The organism is Brevibacterium antiquum CNRZ 918 (genome assembly GCF_900169145.1).
Classification (GTDB): domain Bacteria; phylum Actinomycetota; class Actinomycetes; order Actinomycetales; family Brevibacteriaceae; genus Brevibacterium; species Brevibacterium koreense.
Map to the genome: position 1 here is coordinate 87,543 of NZ_FXZD01000010.1, position 18,859 is coordinate 106,401.

General features: G+C 61.8%; 14 protein-coding genes, 3 pseudogenes and 1 other annotated feature. Of the genes and pseudogenes, 11 read left to right on the forward strand and 6 right to left on the reverse strand.

The features are described from left to right. The first annotated feature begins 62 nt into the window (after nucleotides 1–62). From BANT918_RS13945 to deoC, 6 genes are all read left to right on the forward strand, one after another. Nucleotides 63–1,664 (forward strand): ABC transporter ATP-binding protein, encoded by a 1,602-nt coding sequence (locus BANT918_RS13945; protein WP_101620824.1) that lies wholly within the window; start codon nucleotides 63–65, stop codon nucleotides 1,662–1,664. After that, complete coding sequence (locus BANT918_RS13950) at nucleotides 1,661–2,893, forward strand: ABC transporter permease (RefSeq protein ID WP_101620825.1); 1,233 nt, start codon at nucleotides 1,661–1,663, stop codon at nucleotides 2,891–2,893. Before BANT918_RS13945 ends, BANT918_RS13950 begins: the two co-directional genes overlap by 4 nt. A 1-nt stretch (nucleotide 2,894) precedes the next feature. Further along, entirely contained in the window at nucleotides 2,895–4,193 is a 1,299-nt protein-coding gene (locus BANT918_RS13955) for an ABC transporter permease (RefSeq protein ID WP_101620826.1), read from the forward strand. A 79-nt stretch (nucleotides 4,194–4,272) separates the two neighbouring features. Then, entirely contained in the window at nucleotides 4,273–4,716 is a 444-nt protein-coding gene (locus BANT918_RS13960; RefSeq protein WP_418904420.1) for a cytidine deaminase, read from the forward strand. Between the two features lie 100 nt (nucleotides 4,717–4,816). Next, complete coding sequence (locus tag BANT918_RS13965; protein ID WP_101620828.1) at nucleotides 4,817–6,106, forward strand: thymidine phosphorylase; 1,290 nt, start codon at nucleotides 4,817–4,819, stop codon at nucleotides 6,104–6,106. A 70-nt stretch (nucleotides 6,107–6,176) separates the two neighbouring features. Then, the gene (gene deoC / locus BANT918_RS13970) at nucleotides 6,177–6,830 is read left to right on the forward strand and encodes a deoxyribose-phosphate aldolase (protein WP_101620829.1); all 654 of its coding nucleotides are present in this window, start codon (nucleotides 6,177–6,179) and stop codon (nucleotides 6,828–6,830) included. A gap of 230 nt (nucleotides 6,831–7,060) precedes the next feature. Here the strand turns inward: deoC and BANT918_RS13975 are convergent, their stop codons facing one another. The 4 genes from BANT918_RS13975 to BANT918_RS13990 all read right to left on the reverse strand — a co-directional run bounded on the left by BANT918_RS13975 (nucleotide 7,061) and on the right by BANT918_RS13990 (nucleotide 11,347). Next, a complete protein-coding gene (locus BANT918_RS13975) occupies nucleotides 7,061–7,522 on the reverse strand; it encodes a hypothetical protein (RefSeq protein ID WP_101620830.1) in 462 nt (153 codons plus the stop codon). After that, entirely contained in the window at nucleotides 7,519–8,370 is an 852-nt protein-coding gene (locus BANT918_RS13980) for a serine hydrolase domain-containing protein (protein ID WP_101620831.1), read from the reverse strand. Before BANT918_RS13980 ends, BANT918_RS13975 begins: the two co-directional genes overlap by 4 nt. A gap of 190 nt (nucleotides 8,371–8,560) precedes the next feature. Further along, nucleotides 8,561–10,393: a phospho-sugar mutase gene (locus BANT918_RS13985; protein ID WP_101620832.1), complete on the reverse strand. Its 1,833-nt coding sequence runs from the start codon at nucleotides 10,391–10,393 to the stop codon at nucleotides 8,561–8,563. A gap of 144 nt (nucleotides 10,394–10,537) precedes the next feature. Beyond that, nucleotides 10,538–11,347, reverse strand: coding sequence for a purine-nucleoside phosphorylase (locus tag BANT918_RS13990; RefSeq protein ID WP_101620833.1), 810 nt, complete (start codon nucleotides 11,345–11,347; stop codon nucleotides 10,538–10,540). A 46-nt stretch (nucleotides 11,348–11,393) separates the two neighbouring features. Here BANT918_RS13990 and BANT918_RS13995 point away from each other — a divergent pair, with 46 nt between their 5' ends. Then, nucleotides 11,394–12,395, forward strand: a complete 1,002-nt coding sequence (locus BANT918_RS13995) for a GNAT family N-acetyltransferase (protein ID WP_101620834.1) — start codon at nucleotides 11,394–11,396, stop codon at nucleotides 12,393–12,395. Here BANT918_RS13995 and BANT918_RS14000 read toward each other — a convergent pair. Next, nucleotides 12,367–12,714, reverse strand: a complete 348-nt coding sequence (locus tag BANT918_RS14000; RefSeq protein ID WP_145996989.1) for a hypothetical protein — start codon at nucleotides 12,712–12,714, stop codon at nucleotides 12,367–12,369. The genes BANT918_RS13995 and BANT918_RS14000 overlap by 29 nt on opposite strands. Nucleotides 12,715–13,718: 1,004 nt before the next feature. On the opposite strand from BANT918_RS14000, the gene BANT918_RS14005 reads away from it, so the two are divergent. Together BANT918_RS14005 and BANT918_RS14010 are read left to right on the forward strand one after the other, a co-directional pair. Beyond that, nucleotides 13,719–15,677: an ATP-dependent nuclease gene (locus BANT918_RS14005; RefSeq protein WP_101620836.1), complete on the forward strand. Its 1,959-nt coding sequence runs from the start codon at nucleotides 13,719–13,721 to the stop codon at nucleotides 15,675–15,677. A gap of 4 nt (nucleotides 15,678–15,681) precedes the next feature. Next, on the forward strand, nucleotides 15,682–17,577 hold the full coding sequence (locus BANT918_RS14010) for a UvrD-helicase domain-containing protein (RefSeq protein ID WP_101620837.1): 1,896 nt from the start codon (nucleotides 15,682–15,684) through the stop codon (nucleotides 17,575–17,577). A 339-nt stretch (nucleotides 17,578–17,916) separates the two neighbouring features. Here BANT918_RS14010 and BANT918_RS14015 read toward each other — a convergent pair. Beyond that, nucleotides 17,917–18,248 (reverse strand): annotated as a pseudogene (locus BANT918_RS14015) (integrase core domain-containing protein); the annotation flags it as partial. 215 nt (nucleotides 18,249–18,463) lie between these two features. On the opposite strand from BANT918_RS14015, the pseudogene BANT918_RS14020 reads away from it, so the two are divergent. Together BANT918_RS14020 and BANT918_RS18145 are read left to right on the forward strand one after the other, a co-directional pair. After that, nucleotides 18,464–18,682: pseudogene (locus BANT918_RS14020) on the forward strand (transposase); the annotation flags it as partial. A 12-nt stretch (nucleotides 18,683–18,694) separates the two neighbouring features. Beyond that, nucleotides 18,695–18,859: pseudogene (locus BANT918_RS18145) on the forward strand (IS3 family transposase); the annotation flags it as partial. Next, nucleotides 18,736–18,852: a sequence feature (AL1L pseudoknot), on the forward strand. It overlaps the preceding pseudogene by 117 nt.

Genomic DNA, 18,859 nt, shown 5'->3' on the forward strand with positions numbered 1-18,859 from the left:
AACTGCAGGGCCGAGTCCTTTCGGCCCTGCAGTTTTCGAATTTATGAGGAGTACCGGAAGCAGTGAAACTCGAGCTTCGCGGGATGACGAAGGTGTTCGGATCGTTCGTGGCCAACGACCACATCGATCTCACCATCGAGCCGGGCGAGATCCACGCCCTGTTGGGTGAGAACGGCGCCGGAAAATCCACCATGATGAACGTCCTCTACGGACTCTACGACGCCGACGGGGGAGACATCCTCCTCGACGACAAGCCTGTGACCTTCGCCGGTCCCGGCGACGCCGTGGCCGCCGGCATCGGCATGGTCCACCAGCACTTCATGCTCGTGCCCGTGTTCACCGTCGCCGAATCGGTGGCACTCGGTTATGAGCCGACGAAGTCCCTGGGACTCATCGACCTCGCCGAGGCGCGGAAGAAGGTCCGGGAGATCTCTTCCCGCTTCAACTTCAACATCGATCCCGACGCTCGCATCGAGGACCTGCCGGTCGGTGCTCAGCAGCGCGTCGAGATCATCAAGGCACTGTCCCGCGATGCGAAGATCCTCATCCTCGACGAGCCCACCGCCGTGCTCACCCCGCAGGAGACCGACGAGCTCATCTCGATCATGCGCCAGCTCAAGGAGCAGGGCACCTCGATCGTGTTCATCACTCACAAACTGCGTGAGGTCCGAGCGATCGCGGACTCCATCACAGTCATCCGCCGCGGCAAGATCGTCGGCGAGGCCTCCCCGGAATCCACCGAGGCGGAGCTGGCCAGCCAGATGGTCGGCCGTGCCGTATCCCTGACGACGGAGAAGGACGAGGCCGACCCCGGCGACGCCACCTTCCAGGTTCGGGGCCTCACCGTCGTCGACAAGGCCGAGAACGTCGTCGTCGACGATGTCAGCTTCGATGTTCGCCGAGGTGAGATCCTCGCCGTCGCCGGTGTCCAAGGCAATGGGCAGACGGAGTTGGCTGAAACCATCATCGGGCTGAGCCAACCACGTCTGGGCACGATCACGCTCGACGGGAAGAACCTCGTCGGACAATCCGTCAAGGACCGTCTGGGATCAGGCATCGGCTTCGTCCCCGAGGACCGGTCCACCGACGGCATCATCGCCGAGTTCACGATCCGCGAGAACATGATCCTCGACGTCTACGATCGTCCTCCGTATGCGAAGGGCCTCAACCTCAAGTCCGCGGTCATCAACGAGGAGGCGAAGAAGAAGGTCGAAGAGTTCGACATCCGCCTCGGCAGCGTCGTCGACCCGATCGCGACACTCTCCGGCGGAAACCAGCAGAAGGTCGTCCTCTCCCGTGAGCTCGGCCGTGACCTGCGCCTCTTCATCGCCAGCCAGCCCACCCGCGGCCTCGACGTCGGTTCGATCGAATTCGTCCACAAGCGCGTCATCGCCGAACGTGATGCCGGCACGCCATGCCTCATCGTCTCGACGGAACTCGACGAGGTCTACGGGATCGCCGATCGGATCGCCGTCATGTACTCGGGTCGCATCGTCGGCGTCGTCGGTGCCGACACCTCGCGCGAAGCGCTGGGCCTGATGATGGCAGGAGTGCCGGCCGAAGAGGCATTCGCGGCCACATCCGACAGCACTGCCTCGGACACAGCCGCCACCGCGGCACCTGACGAGAACTGCGCCACCACCTCGGCGGAGGAGACCAAATGACAACTGACATGTCCCCGGCACCACCATCGCCGGCTCCACCATCGACAGCTGAGTCGGGAGAGGGCAAGCAACAGAACCTGCTCCAGGAGATCCTGTCCGGGTCGTGGTTGGTTTCGGCGCTGTCGATCGTGGTCGCACTCATCCTCGGCGGTGTGCTCATCGCCGTGTCCAATTCCGAGGTCATTGAGGCAGGGAAGAACCTCTTCGCTGCCCCAGGCGCCTTCTTCTCGACCCTGTTCTCCACAGTCGGCGACGCGTATTCGGCGCTGTTCCGCGGAGCTGTCTTCGATTGGAACGCCCGCACCACAGAGCGTGCGATCCGTCCCCTGACGGAATCCATGGTCAGCGCCACCCCGCTCATCCTCACCGGGCTGGGCATCGCCATGGCCTTCCGTTCGGGCCTGTTCAACATCGGCGGCCAGGGGCAGGTCATCCTCGGCGCGACCATCGCCGGCTACCTCGGATATGCCCTCCATCTGCCACCTGTCGTGCATATGCTCATCGCCGCGATCGGCGGCATCATCGGCGGCGCAGTCTGGGCCGGCATCGCCGGTGTCCTCAAGGCGCGGACCGGAGCCAACGAGGTGATCGTGACGATCATGCTCAACTCCATCGCGGGCTACCTGCTGGGCTACCTGCTCAAGCAGAGCTGGTTCACACACACCAACTCGGCGAACCCACAGTCACGCACACTCGACGATTCTTCGCAGATGTTCCTGCTGCTGCCGGCACCGTTCCGGCTGCACTTCGGGTTCATCATCGCCATCCTCGCAACGATCTTCGTCTGGTGGCTGCTGGAACGCTCGACGATCGGCTTCGAGTTCAAGGCAGTCGGTGCCAACCCGCACGCGGCCCGGACCGCAGGCATCTCGGTGTCGAAGGTGACGATCCTCGTCATGATCGTCGCCGGAGCACTCGCCGGACTCGGCGGAGCAGCTCAAGTGCTGGGCACCGAATACAAACTCACCGGCGGAATCAGCGGATCGATCGGCTTCGACGCCATCACCGTTGCCCTGCTGGGACGATCCAAACCCTTGGGGACGTTCTTCGCGGGTCTGCTGTTCGGTGCGTTCAAGGCCGGCGGCTACCTGATGCAATCGCAGACCGGCACCCCGATCGACATCGTCCTCGTGGTCCAGTCCGTCATCGTCCTGCTCATCGCGGCCCCACCACTCGTGAGGTCGATCTTCCGGTTGCCCACACCGGCGCTCAAGCGGAAGGAGGCCTGACATGACTGCTCAGAACACGACTGCTGCGACACCGGCGGCGAAGACCTCGGCACAGTCCAAGGCGCTGACCCCGATCGCGTGGAAGTTCCCGATCACCTACACGATCCTGGCCCTCGTCTCGCTCATCTTCTTCGGCCTCATCGGCCGTGACGGAGAGACGACGTTCCGGATCGCAACCAGCGGAGACCTCTTCGCCATTCCCGACGTCGTGGTCTCCTCCACCGTCGCCGGACTGGTCCTCTCGCTCATCCTTGTGGTCATGGCCGCAGCCTCGATCTACTTCGCGCTGAAGCGGGTCACCCTTGCCGGATGGTTCCCGATGGTCTTCGGCATCCTCTTCGTCGTCTCCTTCCTCGCCTGGGCCGGTGGCGGCAGCGGCGGAGTGATCCCGCTGACCACGCTGCTGGCCGGTGCCCTGGCACTGTCCGTGCCGCTGATCTTCGGCGCCATGTGCGGGCTCGTCGGGGAACGCTCCGGCATCATCAACATCGCCATCGAGGGCCAGCTGCTGGCTGGTGCCTTTCTCGCCGCGGTCGTCGCCTCTGTGGCCAAGAACCCATATGCGGGACTCCTGGCCGCACCTGTCGCGGGTGCGCTCGTGGCTGTGGTGCTCACCTTCTTCGCAGTGAAGTACTGGGTCAACCAGATCATCATCGGCGTGGTTCTCAACGTCCTCGTCGTCGGTGTCACGAGCTTCCTCTACTCGACTGTGCTCACCGCAAACCCAGAGCTGTGGAACGCCAGGCAGAAGCTTCCGAATCTGCCGATTCCGCTGCTCTCGGACATCCCCATCCTGGGACGGGTGCTCTTTGACCAGAACATCCTCGTCTACATCATGTATGTCGTCGTCATCGTCCTTCAGGTCTTCGTCTTCCGGTCGAAGTGGGGCCTGCGGATGCGGGCAGTGGGCGAACACCCGAAGGCCGCCGACACCGTCGGCATCAAGGTCAACTTCACCCGAGTGCGCAACACCCTCTTGGCCGGTGCCATCGCGGGCCTCGGTGGTGCCTTCTTCACCGTCGGATCGGGTCTGGCGTTCGGCAAGGAGATGTCGGCCGGCCAGGGGTACATCGCACTGGCGGCGATGATCCTGGGCAAGTGGAACCCGAAGGGCGCCCTGCTAGCTGCCCTGCTGTTCGGCTTCTCCAAGAGTTTGGGCAACACTCTGCAGTCCATCGGAACGCCGGTGGCCAACGAGCTGCTGCTCATGCTTCCCTACATCGTCACGGTCCTCGCCGTCGCCGGTTTCGTCGGCCGGGTCCGCCCACCGGCGGCCGCAGGCGTACCGTATGTGAAATAGTGCAACCCTGAAGAGAGAGGTATTCCCTATGACTTCTGCAGATGTCGAAGCCTCTGAACACGTGTGGGATGGCGTGCCGATGCTCGTTTCGCTCGAGGACCTGAGCGAGGACACCTGGTCGTTTCTGCGCGATGAGGCGATGAGGGCGATGCACTATGCCTACGTGCCGTATTCGTCCTATCCCGTGGGCGCGGCCGCACTCGTCGACGACGGCCGAATCGTCAGCGGCGCCAATATCGAGAATGCCTCGTTCGGGGTGACGTTGTGTGCCGAATGCTCACTCGTCTCCGACCTGTTCATGTCCGGCGGCGGCCGGCTCGTGGCCTTCGACTGCGTCGATGGTGCGGGGCAGACCCTGGTCCCATGCGGACGCTGCCGCCAACTCCTGTTCGAACACGGCGGCAACGACCTCATGCTCAACATGCCCAGCGGCAAGGTACCCATGTCGGTTGTGCTGCCCGAAGCCTTTGGACCAGATCATCTGAGCTCCGATGCGCAGGGCGCCGGCCCAGCCAAACACTGAACCCGATATCGCCGAGGTGGCACCGCGATCCCAGCGCCACCTCGGCGATCACCTGTGACCACCAGATCGGTCACCTCCCCGAGAACGAAGGACTGACACCGTGAGAGTAGAGGCATTCGATGCCGTCGACGTCATCGCAAGCAAACGCGATGGCCGCACCCTGAGCAGTGACCAGATCAACTGGGTCATCGATGCCTACACCCGCGGTGTCGTCGCCGATGAGCAGATGGCAGCGCTGGCCATGGCCATCTTCATCAACGACATGGAATCAGGCGAGATCGCGGACTGGACGAAGGCGATGATCGCCTCGGGCGAACGGATGGACTTCTCGTCCCTGTCACGGCCGACCTCGGACAAGCATTCGACCGGGGGAGTCGGGGACAAGATCACCCTACCTCTGGCACCACTCGTCGCAGTCTTCGACGTCGCCGTCCCGCAGCTCTCGGGTCGCGGCCTGGGCCACACCGGGGGGACGCTTGACAAACTCGAATCCATTCCCGGGTGGCGGGCGGGCCTGAGCAACGAGGCGATCCTCGACCAGCTCGAGGACATCGGTGCGGTCATCTGCGCCGCCGGATCCGGTCTGGCACCGGCGGACAAGAAGCTCTACGCACTGCGCGACACCACCTCGACGGTCGACTGCATCCCGCTCATCGCCTCATCGATCATGTCGAAGAAGATCGCCGAGGGCACTCAGGGCCTCGTCCTCGACGTCAAGGTCGGGTCCGGGGCCTTCATGAAGGACCTGCCCAAGGCACAGAAGCTGGCGCGGACCATGGTCGATCTGGGCAAGACCGCCGGGGTCAAGACCTCCGCTCTGCTCACCGACATGTCCACCCCGCTGGGGCTGACGGTCGGCAACGCCCTCGAGGTTCGCGAATCCGTGGAGGTCCTGGCCGGTGGCGGTCCCTCCGACGTCGTGGAGCTGACTGTCGCGCTGGCCGAGGAGATGCTGCGTCTGGCCGGCAAGACCGACGTTGATGTGCGCGCTGCGCTCAGCGATGGCCGCGCCATGGACGTGTGGAAGAAGATGATTCGGGCCCAGAACGGTGACCCCGACGCCGCGCTGCCCGTCGCCGAGCACACCGAGGTCGTCACGGCCCCGACGTCCGGCGTGCTCAGCCGCCTCGACGCGCTGTCCGTCGGCGTTGCCTCCTGGCGACTGGGCGCCGGACGTGCACGTAAGGAGGACCCGGTCCAGGACGTGGCCGGAATCGAACTTCATGCCAAACCCGGCGACACGGTGACCGCGGGCCAGCCGCTGATGACACTGCACACGGCCACTCCCGAGCGCTTCGCCCGCGCCGTCGAATCCCTCGATGATGCCGTCGAGATCGGTGGCGACCTCAGCGCGGTCTCCGACTCGATCGTGCTCGAGAAGATCACCTGAGCCTCAGGTCACGCTCAGCGCATCACCCCACCACGAACGCAAGCACCACGAACCACCTTGGAGGACAATCATGACCAGCAGAGCCGAAGTCGCCGTACTCATCGACCACACACTGCTCAAGCCCGAAGCTACCCCGGCCTCTGTTGAGGCTCTCGTGACGGAGGCTAAGGACCTCGGCGTGCTCGCGATCTGCGTTTCGCCGTCTATGCTTCCCATTGCCGATACCGCCGAGCTTCTCATTGCCACGGTCGTCGGCTTCCCCAGCGGTCAGGTCAAGCCCGAGATCAAAGCCGCCGAGGCTGCTCAGGCAGTTGCCGACGGAGCCGATGAGGTCGACATGGTCATCAACATCGGTCAGGCCATTGCCGGTGACTTCGACGCTGTGGAGGCCGACATCCGCGGAGTCGTCGAGGCAAGTGGCACCGCGCTGGTCAAGGTCATCATCGAGTCGGCAGCGCTCAACGACGAACAGATCGTCGAAGCCTGCCGTCGTGCCGAGGCCGCTGGAGCAGGCTTCGTCAAGACCTCCACCGGTTTCCACCCCGCGGGCGGAGCCAGTGCACACGCTGTCTCACTGATGCGTGAAACCGTGGGCGATCGCCTCGGCGTCAAGGCCTCCGGCGGAATCCGCACTGTGGAAGCTGCGGAGGAGATGATCGCCGCGGGAGCCTCACGTCTCGGGCTGTCGGGATCCGCTGGGATCCTCGGAGGGCTCTCCGACTGAGCCTAGTTCTCTGCAGTCGAAGTCAGGGTGAGCTGGTTGCAACCAGCTCACCCTGACTTCGACTGTATGCGTCCCGGAAACCACCGTGCGAGTGCGTCGGCAATGGGCGTGGCGAACCGCGCAGGGTGCAACTGTTCGTGGAGCGAACAAGATACCCCTCACCGCTTTGCTGCAACAGCCCAGCGGGGGCGGGTTTGGTTTCCTGCCGTAAGGCCTAAGGACCTTGCTGGCTAGAAGAGCCGCCTGAGCGTGGCCGACACAGCTTCGGGGTCGCGCAAGATGCTTCGCAACTCGGGGTCGCAATGTATCTCGCGAAGAAAGTTCGCCGCCGTTATGGCGGACCGTGAGTCATATCCGACGACGTAATGGGGAGTGATGTCGAGTTGCACAGACGTTTCGCCGATAGCGCGCACCGTCAGTGAACCAATTGGTGCATCGCCGGTCCACGCGCTAAGCGTTAGGACCATACGGAGTGCACCGACGAGGATATCGGCGAGAGCCGGTCGTGACCAGCGACCAATAGGCAGATAGAGGTCCAGAGACTCAATATCCGGCCATCGATACACGTAGTCCGGACGGTCTGGGGTTCGATGAATCAAACGGTTTTCGCTCACGACGAAGTGCGAATCAGAAGTATTCCCGATCGATATGCCCGCGCGGTCAATACCAAGTGGAGGGGGAAGTGATGTCATCCTACTTCCTCCGATGGAGGTCCTTCGCGAAGAAATTTTGAGATAGTCGACAATGCCAGTTTGTCTGCGGCATTTGGAAGTTTTTCGAGCACGTGAACAGCCAGTGAAATGGACTGCTCGGGGTCGACAACCAGGCAGCTCCCCGCATATTTCGTTTGACCGTTGTGCCAGCGAAGACGCCCGGTTCCGCTCCATCCATTCCAATCGCCGGTCTCTCCTACATCTGAGAGAAATCGTTCACCGTAGCGCGCCAGATCTTCCAAAGTAGACCACACCCCACCAGCACTTGAATACGCGCTTTCACCAATCTCCCACGGTGGATTGACCTTGTTTCTCCAATTCTGCAACACGACCCTGTCTCCGACTTTGGGACTCAACGTCGCGGTGGTGATGCCGTACTCGTCGAAGATGGCGTCCTTGGCAAAATCGAACCACGGGCGACCCGTGATCCGACCGATGACGGCTCCTAGGATCGCAAACCCAAGGTTGGAATATGCGCAGTCATAGGGGAAGTCTTTGAGGGTGCTAGCCAGAGACTGACGTATCACGTGCTCGTCGACGTTCCGATACGGATCTCGCAGTAATCCGGACGTCATCCCCGTGTGCACCCGAGGCAGACCGGAGGTGTGATTGACCAGTCTTCGAACGGTGATCGATTGTGGCAGGCCCCAACCGAGCACCGACTCCACGGGCGTATCGAGTGGCAAAGGGCCGCCGGGTCGGGCAAGTATTGAGGCGGCATGCGCCGTTACGAGTTTGGTTATGCTTCCCCACTCGACGAGCATCCCGGGAGAATACGGTGTAGAAAATTCGTCTATGACCAACGCGTTCGAGCTATAGGCCACCATGGCCGTTTTTTTGTGATTCAAGAAGTTCGTCGACCTTACTATTCAAGTGGCCTATTTGCTGGTTTCGGTCCGAGCTAACCGAGCGGCGATGTGAGGACGACTGTGGCATCTTGTCCTCCCGGACGCCATTCAACATCCATCGGTGGCGGCCTCGCTTCTCGGACTGCCCCTGTGCTCCCGGCGCCGAATCTCAGAGCCCGAAGAAGGCCTTGAGTTCGGTGCTGATGGACTTCAAGCGCTCATTGAGTGCCGGCTTCAGGGCCGCACTCGCCGAGGCGGTCGAGACCCTCAGCCCGGCGGCAGCCACTGCCCGTTGATCGGCGGCCGCAGCAGCGGCGAGTCCCTCAGGATCGGCGACGACCTCGAGGTAGCACTTGAGCTTCGGCTCGGTCCCCGAAGGGCGCACGATCACGCGTGAGTTCGCCTCGGAGAGCAGCAGAATGCCATCCGTGGGAGGCAGACCTTCATAGCCCTGCGACAAATCGTGAACCTCGGTGACAGGAGACCCGGCCAGCGTCACCGGCGGGTTCTCCCGCAGCTTCGACATGGCTGTAGCGATGCGGGTGACGTCGTCGAGGCGGAAGCTCAGCGGAACTGTTGCGAAGTATCCATCGCGGTTGCGGATCCGGTCGAGTTCGGCATCGATGCTCGAACCCGATTCCTTGAGCCGTGAGGCCAGGGCTGCGAAGGTCACGGCAGTGGAGATTCCGTCCTTGTCCCGAACTGCGCTCGGATCGACGCAGTAGCCCAGAGCCTCCTCGTAGCCGAAGATCAGGTCGGGGACACGGGAGATCCACTTGAAACCCGTGAGTGTGTTGGTCGCGGTGAATCCGTGGCTTGCAGCGGCGGCAACCAGCCCCCGGGAGGAGACGATCGAATTTGCGAACACCGGTGACGCGGTGTCTTCGCGCTTCGAGTGATGGGTGCCCTCGGCCAGACGGGTCGCGATATCCTCACCGAGGAGGAGACCCACCTCGTCACCGGACAGCTGCCGGTAACCGGCAGCCAGCGAGGCATCCGGGATGGCCGCGGAGAACCTGTCGGCGTCCGGGTCGTTGGCGATGATCAACTCCGCACCGACTTCTTTGGCCAGGGCGTATGACTCGTCCAGGGCACCAGCCTCTTCGGGATTGGGGAATGCCACCGTCGGGAAATCCGGATCCGGTGCCTGCTGGGAGGGAACCGGATGCACATTCGTGAACCCGGTGCGGGCCAGGGCAGCCTCGGCGACGGAAGCTCCGACACCGTGCAGGGAGGTGTGCACGATGGTCAGATCGGCACTCGAGCGCACACCGAGGGCATCGATGCGAGCCAGGTAGGTTTCAACGATCGTCTCATCGAGATGCTCCCAGCCGGATTCGGCACGAGGCACGGAGGCCACGGACTCGACCTCGCCGATCTGCTCGGCAATGAGTGCATCGGCTGGGCTGACGATCTGAGCACCGGCACCAGCCTCGGCAGCACCGGTGTCGGATTCGATGGCGAGCAGCGGACGCTGACCGAGGTAGACCTTGTATCCGTTGTCCGCGGGCGGGTTGTGGCTGGCGGTGACCATGACTCCGGCATCGGCTTGCAGATGTGACAGCGCGAACGCAAGCAGCGGGGTCGGCAGCTGATCGGGCAGCTGGATGGCCGTTCCGCCAGCGGCCGTAACGACAGCGGCTGTGTCGGCTGCGAAGTCTGAGGACTTGTAGCGGGCATCGCAGCCGATGACGACCGTGAAACCCTCACCCACCGTGTTCAACAGGAAGCGGGAGAGCCCGGCCGCGGCGCGGATGACGACAGCACGGTTCATCCGGTTGGGTCCCGCCGCGATCTCTCCGCGCAGGCCCGCGGTGCCGAAGGCCAGGGGGCCAGCGAAACGATCCTCGAGGTCGGCCAGCGCCGCCTCATCTCCGGCCTTCGCCGAGGTGAGGATGTTGCTCAGCGTCGTCGCGGTCTGCTCATCGGGGTCATCGGCGATCCACGCCTCGACGATGTCGGCGTCGAATCCGGTGGTGAAGCGATCGGCTACTTCGGTCATATCTGTCCTTGTCCAATGCGGTCGGAACGGGCAGCGCCCGTGGGGTAGATAATGCTGCTCAGGTCAGAGGAACGCTGGTCGTGCAGGGGAGTGCTGTCGGGCCAGGGGAGTGCTCGCGGGCTACTGCCGAGTGGCAGGCCTTCGTCAGAGTTTGGCGACGATGTCGGCGAGCAGCCCGGAGATGCGCGGGGCTGCCGCGACTCCGGCCTCGATGACCTCGGCATGGGAAAGCGGGGTCTCCTGGATGCCGGCGGCGAGGTTCGTCACCAAGGAGATGCCCATCAGCTCCATACCGGCCTGACGTGCGGCGATGGCCTCCAAAGAGGTGGACATTCCGACGAGGTCTGCGCCGAGGATCCCGGCCATGCGCACCTCGGCTGGAGTTTCATAGTGAGGTCCGCGGAACTGGGCATAGACGCCTTCGTCGAGGCTCGGATCGACCTCTTTGGCGATGGCCCGCATCCGGGGGGAATAGAGGTCGGTGAGGTCAACGAAGTTCGCGCCCTCGATGGGGGAGGTGCCGGTGAGGTTGAGGTGGTCGGAGATGAGGACCGGGGTGCCAGCGGCCCAATTGCGGTTGAGTCCTCCGCAGCCGTTGGTGAGCACGAGGCTCTCACATCCGGCGGCAGCGGCGGTGCGGACCCCGTGGGCCACGGCGCGCACTCCCTTGCCCTCGTAGTAGTGGGTGCGAGATCCCAGGACGAGGGCGTGCTTGCCGTTGGCCTCGATCCGGATCGTGCGCAGGGTGGCGCCATGGCCTTCGACGGCGGGAGCATGGAACCCGGGAACCTCGGCGGCGGAGATTTCGCTGATCGTCTCGCCGAGGAGCTCCGCTGCTCCACCCCAGCCCGAGCCGAGGACGAGAGCAATGTCATGGGATTCGATGCCGGCTTTGGAGTTGATGGTCGTGGCCGCGGCGCGGGCGGCGGCGGTAGGATCGCTTAAGTCAGTCATGACGCCAAGATTATCAAGTTCTCGACCCGTTCAAGGAGCGCACACAATGCCGATCAGAGACCTGACCGATGGTGACGACCTGCGGTTGAACGAGGTGTTCGCCGACGCCGATACGCCGGCCGCCCACATGGCCAGGTCACTTTTCCATCCGTCCTCGGACTCGCCCCTGCTGCGATCCGTCATCGCCGAGGTGGTCCCTGGGGTTCCTGTCGGTGCCGCCGCGATCGCGCAGTCCCCACTCCACCCCTACCGGGCGTGGGTCCACGTCGAAGTTGCGAGCGAGGAACAAGGACATGGTCAGGGACGGGAACTCTTCGAAGCCGTGTGTGCTGAGACCGTCGGAACCACCCTGGAAGGACTTGACCTGCGCACACGTGTGCAGGCCGGCAGCCCGGGCGCCGGCTTCGCGCAGGCGCTCGGGTTCGCACCGCTGACGACGACCAGGGTGATCAAGGTCGCAGCCGGTGCGTTGCCACCCAGCGGTGGCGGACGAGCCGAGGACCTTGAGATCGTGGCGACCGGATCGGTGAAGCTGACGAAGGCGTTCCTGGCCTGGTACACGGCCGTGAACAAGGACGACGCGGTGGGACCGCTGACGATCGGTCAGGTCAACAACGCGTTTCTCTCCGAAGCCGCCGGCGCCCATGGTGCCGCGCTGCTCAACGGTGAAGCCGGTGCCGCCGCCGATGCCGGACTGAGCGCCTTCGCCGTCTCCTACGCGCGGGAGGCCGAGCAGACGGGCGTCGAGATCACAGATGTGATGCCCGCCCCAGGTGATGACGAGGAAGCACCCACCGAACTCATCATCGGGTCGATGTTCGAAACCCGTGACGAGGCCGCCGACACCACGAGCGAGCTGTTCACAGCAGCGATCGCCGATGCCGAACTCCTCCTGGCCCGGCTCTCCGTCGATGCCGACGTGGTGCTTGAGGTCACGAGCGGCATGCCAGTTGTCTCGGCTCTGGCCGACCGACTCGTGGAAGCGGGCCAGGCGAGCGAACTCTACCGCTACGAAACACTCACGGGACCTCCTGCCCAGACACACTGAACCTCGGACCGCTACTGAGGAGAGCGGAGCGTTGCGGTGAGAAGAGCCGCACCGCCTGAGTTCTCTGCTCGGTGACGAACCATGCGGTCCCCTGGTCCCCATCGAGCGGTGGCAGTCTGAGCACACCCAGATTGCTGAGGTCCTGCCGACTGTGGGCGCCGATGATCAGCATCGGGCCCAGGCCCTGTGCCTTGGCCAAAGGGGAGCCGTAGCCGGGAGTGAACCGCACCGGCATCGTCACCACATGCAGTCCACCGTTGAGCAGGTCGGATGCCTCCGGGTTAGCTCGTCGATGAGCGTCGGCATGCAAAATAAGCACTCCTGGGCAGTCCATCTACCGGAGCCCCTGACGTCACAGGCGTGATGTCAGGGCCGATGATGACTGCTGAACCGTCGAAGTTCGGGGCGCCACTCGCGAGTTCGTAGAACGTTCTTTTGAAACCGGTGATATTCGCAACGGAGGCACGGAACTCACTCGAATCCTACCTCCGACCCGTCGATCCGGCGGTAAAGCTGGCGACTACAGCTCGGAGAAGAGTCGAGCACTGGATAAACTGCAAGCCTTCTTCGAACGGTTCACAACCGTGAGTTGATGGTGTGGAGTTTTCAGCTCCTGTGTCAATGTCGGAGTTAGAGGTGGGTTCCCCGTAAGAAGCTCTTTTCAGTGAGTCATGTCAGCAATGCGGCGACATGTCCCGAGCATCTTGGTAGATCTGCCCGATCTGATTGCGCATTCGAGTTGCGTTTTGGCCGTGCTCGATAGTTTCACGGATCGACAGGGATAGAAACCGGCTAGTTTTCCGGCACAGCCTGTGTGCATGCAGGCACGGGGATCTCTGTCGAGCTTAGATCCTAGGGTCCGTCTTGTCGACACCACTCAAACGAGACGAGTCTCTGACTTCCGCGTCTGTCTCAATGGTTTGGTCTCACATGGGAAGCATCTAGTTGCATTCTTCAAGACGTTTGGAGTCGCCGCGGTCCCGTCGAAGAGCTCGACAGCCCGGGCTCCGCTGAGGGTCCGTGCTTGGATGAGGTCCTGGCCGAGTTGTTCGACTCCTGCCCAGTGCTTGTGCATGGAGTCTCACCTACTCTCGCAGCACACATAGTCCCGTTGCGATACTAGATGAATTCAACACCGACTTTTTGCGACCCGTCGGCCGTGCAACCACCCGGGCGCCACTGTCATACTTCTCATGCGTTGCGTATCTTGAAGCTGCTATCCCAGAAGCGATCAAAAGTTCCGCGTCATCGCCGGCGTTCGGTCGTCTTGCCTCATGATTTAATAATGTTACTCCCCATTCGGCAACAGTTAAGGAGGATAAGGTGCACGTTGAGTCACTACGTCTGCGAAACTTCAGGTGCTTTGGCGACGTCCCGGTGCCGATGACACTGGAATCGGGTCTTACCGCTCTGATCGGCACCAACGGAACCGGAAAAACCGCTGCGTTCTTAGCTTTGCAGCGCATGTTCGGTATTTCTTCCGAAGAGCGCACAATCCGACTCGATGACTTTCACGTGCCCGTCACCGAAGTGCCGGGATCCGAGCCAAGCACTCGACATCTGACAATCGATGTCGTCCTTGCCTTCCCCGAACTTGACGAGGTCGATCGCGATGTCACAGCCGTTCCTGACTTCTTCAGACGTATGGTGACCGACGCAGAAGGACACATGAAATGCCGCATCGTTCTCGACGCGATCTGGTCGGATGACGGCACGATCGACGGATCCGTCGAGACGTGCCTCTACGGGGTCTCTTCTCTAGACGATAGCTACTCTGAGGACCGCGTTCATACACTGCCTGCAGCTGAACGCTCCCGGATCCAGTTTGTCTACGTTCCAGCCTCCCGTGACGGGGCAAGACAGGTATCCGGGTTTCTCCGTGGTCGTTTGTGGAAGGCCGCGATATGGTCAGAGGGCCTCCGAGACTTAGTCTGCAATGTAGCAGCGGATGTAAGCAGCCAGTTTCACCAGGAAGCCGCGACGAAGACCGTCGAGGACGCTTTCGGGAAACGCTGGCAACAACTCCAAGGGGCTGGCACCCACTCGCAGCCCCGTTTCCAGCCTCTCGAACCTGACATCGACCAGTTTCTCCGCGGCGCCGAGCTCACCTTCGAACCTGACCCAAGTAGTCCTGCGCGCCCCGCACGACTCCTAAGCGACGGGCAACGGTCGCTGCTTCACTTGGCACTCACGACCGCTACCCTCGACCTCGAACGCACAATCACGACCGACCCTACATCGGGGTTTGACCCCGAGGCAGTCTATATCCCGGCATTGACCATCCTGGCAATCGAGGAACCAGAAAACAGTCTCTCGCCGTACTACCTTTCCCGCATCATCCGCCAGCTGCATGACCTGGCGGCGACCCCGCAAGTCCAAGCGCTGCTTTCAAGCCATTCCGCCAGTGCCCTTGGTCGCATCGACCCGCGTTCTGTTCGTCACTTCCGGCAGCACCCTGCCACCGGTGAATCCAACGTTCGCCCAATCACCCTGCCCGAACACGACATTGCAGCCGCGACATACGTCCGCGAAGCCGTACGAGCGCACCCCGAACTCTACTTCGCCCGGTTCGTGGTCCTCGGTGAAGGCGATTCCGAGCACATCGTCATCCCCGCGTTGGCCCGCGCACTCGGAATTGAACTTGATCCGTCGTTTGTGGCGATGGTCCCTCTCGGTGGACGTCATACGAATCACTTTTGGCGGCTTTTGACCGACCTGCAGATCCCGCATGCTACATTGCTTGACCTCGATTTTGGACGATCAGACGGTGGGTCCGGCCGATACAGGACAGCGATAAGCAACCTCGAGGCCAACGATATTCGCGTCCTAGACGAAGTCGACGACCACGACACCGTCGATGACGTCACTGACGACAAGAGCCTTGCAACCCTCAAGAACGTGCGAGACGCACTTCGTCGCTACGGAGTATTCTTCTCCGCACCCCTTGACCTCGACATGCTCATGCTCCGGAGGTACTGGAGCGCCTACACGGCACTCGAAGGCGGACAACGAGGGCCCGACTCAACTGACGCTACCAACGTGGTCCTAGGAACAGGGGGAACTGCCCGTGGACGGAAGTACTGGAGTCCAGAAGACAAGGCAACGAAGGAGGACCGGCAGGACTCCTTGCGGTGGTATCGCTACCTCTTCACCAACCGCTCCAAACCGGCGACACATCTCGCAGCGCTCACCCGAATGACCGACGAAGAGATAAAGGAATGTATCCCTGAGGTACTCAATGCGTTAATTGAATTTGTCCGGTCCGAAATCACTCCCAAATAGCGGCATGGACTTCCGACAGAGATCAGCGACGACGTGGCAGCCGATCGGGGTTCCCGACCTCGAGCCCGCTGCGTGGGAAGCACTGCGTTACCGAGGAAGCACCGCTGTAACCGCGGGCCCTGGTGCAGGAAAGACCGAATTCCTCGCTCAGCGCGCGACGTACCTCTTGCAGACGGGGCTCTGCCCGGCACCGCAGAAGATTCTCGCGATCTCCTACAAGCGTGAATCAGCTGTCAACCTAGCTAAGCGCGTCGTTGCCCGCGTCCCGGAGGCCGCTCATCGCTTCGAATCGATGACCTTCGACGCCTTCACCAAAGGACTCGTCGATCGATTCGCGCATTCCCTGCCGTCTGCTTGGCGCCTCAACGAGCGTACCTATGATGTCGAATTCTTTAAGGAACCAGAGATAAGTGCGTTCCTCGAGGATCTCGGTCGAACTCAGTCACCGGGGATGCAATCAGAGATCATGGCGATCCAGTCCCGACGGTTTCTCCCAGATATCGTAGGCACGCTTGCGCTACCTGACGACCCAACAGGACCAACTGCGTCAACCAATGAATTCGTCGTCTTGCGCTGGTGGTGGCAATACTACGGTTCCTCGACTTCGCCTGCGATCGACTTCACGATGCTCAATCGCTTGGCCGATCTCCTCGTCCGGTCTAGCCCGCCGATTCTGCGAGGGTTGCGCGCAACCTATCCGTTCGTGTTCGTGGACGAGTTCCAGGACACGACTGCTGCGCAGATCACATTCTTGAACACGGTGTTCGGTCACCCGGGTGTGGCCGCCACAGCAGTCGGAGACAGCAAGCAACGGATCATGCGCTTCGCTGGCGCGCTCGAAGACGCCATCAGTAGGTTCGAGACCGACTTCGCGGCCAAACAATTCGCGCTCACCTGGAATTTTCGATCCTCAGCCGACCTTGTCGCTGTGCAGCATCGAATCGCAACGAGCATCGATCCAGTGGCCGTGCAGACCGAGTCCCGAGCCAAGGGCGAGCCCGACCATGTCCCGCTCGTTATCTGGACCTACCCCAACAGCGTGAAGGAAGCCGAGCATCTCGCACAGTGGATCGCGGACGACATTGCATCGTCAGACCGCACAAGTGCAGAGTTTGCGCTCATCGCACGGCAGAAAGTTGCCGAATTCGAGCCTACGCTGACAGACGCATTCAAGAAGCGTGGTCTCTCCATCCGTAATGATGACGCGCTATTCGGGAAGCTCAAGCTACAAGACTTGCTCAAACACGACGTCACCCGCTTCCTGGTCGGGCTTCTCACTCTCGCGGCCCACCCCGCCGGACATGCAGAAACCTGGATGGAGTCCCTGGCGCTTCTTCGACGCGTCCGCGGTAGTGAAGGCACAGAAAGAGCCGAGCGGCGGCTCTCCGACCAGTTGAGCTCACTGACGATTGAACTGAGCGCATGGCTGAGCACAAAAGAAATCTCCACTACTGATGCCACAGACATCGTGGAGTACATCTCCAGCCTTATCGGCACTGAAGCGCTCGCGGGGTTCGTGCGCGGCCAGAACAGCGGCGATAATCTTGAGCTCCTCCTGGAAGCCCTCGCCGTCCGGATCAAGAGCGTGAAAGATGATGCCGTGGACTGGCCTGAAGCCGCCGAAGCCATCGAAGCCAGAGACTCTATCGCGCTCATGACTATTCACCGAAGCAAGGGCCTGGAGTACCATACGGTAGTAATTCTCGGCCTCGATGATGATCAGTGGTGGTCCTACCGAATGGATCCCCTTGAAGGGAACTCGACATTCTTCGTCGGACTGTCACGCGCGGCCCACAGGCTCGTATTCACAACAACTCGCCCCAGTACGGCAAACCGCAAGATTAAACCCCTGCTGCAACTCCTTGACGAGGCCGGCGCAGAAGTGCAGAACTGGCCGTAAAAGCCAGCGGGCCACCTTCGCGACATAATACTCCATGTCCTCTGCGTTCCTGTGGACTCCCGCCATCAGGATGCCAAAAAGAATCATCAAAGGCTTCGTCGACGATAGAGGACAGCACGAAGCACGGCCCTACAATTTGGACGGCCATGGCCAAGCTAAAAAGGAGCGCGATCGCTTTCGCGATCTGGGTTAGGCATAGTTCCGTGCTTAGGTGGCGGAACTCTTGATTTGAACGAATTGAACCAATTGAAAGAGAGGACTAGCCGGTTCAGTGGAATCAATATGGACGGATGGTTCCGTGTGTGAGGTTCCCCGCAACTTGTAGACACGTGATCTGTCTCACGCAACCTGCGTAGGCACTTCCTCCTCACTGACCAGGTCGGTCAGCAATCGTCCTTGCTCGAACTCCACCGGCGGCACCTGACCCAATGCCGAATGTAACCGCCGACGGTTATACACCTCTTCGATCCACCGACCGACCTCGCGCCGAACAGCGAGCCTGCTCGCCCATCCACGACGGTCATAGAACTCCGTCTTCAACGTCGACCAGAACGACTCCGGCATCACGTTATCCAACACACCCTAGTCCGCCCCACCGACTGAGCCAGCCCCAGTTCTTCCGCCGCTCGACTGAGTATTCGCTGGTGTGAGCGCCACTGATTATTGCGATTGGGCGCCACCAGTTATTGCCTTTCAGCGCCACCGATCGTGGCGATGAGCGCCAGCCGGATACCGACGCTCACCGACAATTGGTCACCGCGATGCTGTACTGATGTGTTCGCGCATGTTCATCTCTCCGGTCGTGATCCAGATCGTGTTGTGAACGATGCGATGAATCGCTCCGGGGATAATAGAGGCAGGGAGATTGGAAGAAGGAGATTCTCTCATGCCAGTGAAATACACCGATGAGCTCAAAGCTCGTGCCGTCGAGCTCGTCATGCATGCCCAGGCCGATCCTGAGACCGCGAGCGGGGCAATCACCCGCGTCGCGAACGAACTCGGCCTGAGCAAGGAGACCCTGCGAGTTTGGGTGCGCAAGCACAAGGACTCCGGCAGAGCCACGCCGACGGAGTCGGTCGACCTTGAGGCCGAAAACCGTCGACTGCGCGCCGAGTTGACCGAAGCGAAACGGGCAAACGAGATACTTCGCCGGGCGTCGGCTTTCTTCGCGGCGGAGCTCGACCGCCCATCCAAGTAATCGTCGATTTCATCGACAACAACCGCGACGAGTTCGGAGTCGAGCCAATCGTGCGCGCCCTTTCAGGGACTGCTGCACGGATTG

Bases quoted from the DNA above. Each gene is read 5' to 3' on its own strand.
- BANT918_RS13950 (WP_101620825.1), top strand. From the start codon at position 1,661: ATGACAACTGACATGTCCCCGGCACCACCATCGCCGGCTCCACCATCG.
- BANT918_RS13955 (WP_101620826.1), top strand. From the start codon at position 2,895: ATGACTGCTCAGAACACGACTGCTGCGACACCGGCGGCGAAGACCTCG.
- BANT918_RS13960 (WP_418904420.1), top strand. From the start codon at position 4,273: ATGCTCGTTTCGCTCGAGGACCTGAGCGAGGACACCTGGTCGTTTCTG.
- deoC (WP_101620829.1), top strand. From the start codon at position 6,177: ATGACCAGCAGAGCCGAAGTCGCCGTACTCATCGACCACACACTGCTC.
- BANT918_RS13975 (WP_101620830.1), bottom strand. From the start codon at position 7,522: ATGACATCACTTCCCCCTCCACTTGGTATTGACCGCGCGGGCATATCG.
- BANT918_RS13980 (WP_101620831.1), bottom strand. From the start codon at position 8,370: ATGGTGGCCTATAGCTCGAACGCGTTGGTCATAGACGAATTTTCTACA.
- BANT918_RS13985 (WP_101620832.1), bottom strand. From the start codon at position 10,393: ATGACCGAAGTAGCCGATCGCTTCACCACCGGATTCGACGCCGACATC.
- BANT918_RS13990 (WP_101620833.1), bottom strand. From the start codon at position 11,347: ATGACTGACTTAAGCGATCCTACCGCCGCCGCCCGCGCCGCGGCCACG.
- BANT918_RS13995 (WP_101620834.1), top strand. From the start codon at position 11,394: ATGCCGATCAGAGACCTGACCGATGGTGACGACCTGCGGTTGAACGAG.
- BANT918_RS14010 (WP_101620837.1), top strand. From the start codon at position 15,682: ATGGACTTCCGACAGAGATCAGCGACGACGTGGCAGCCGATCGGGGTT.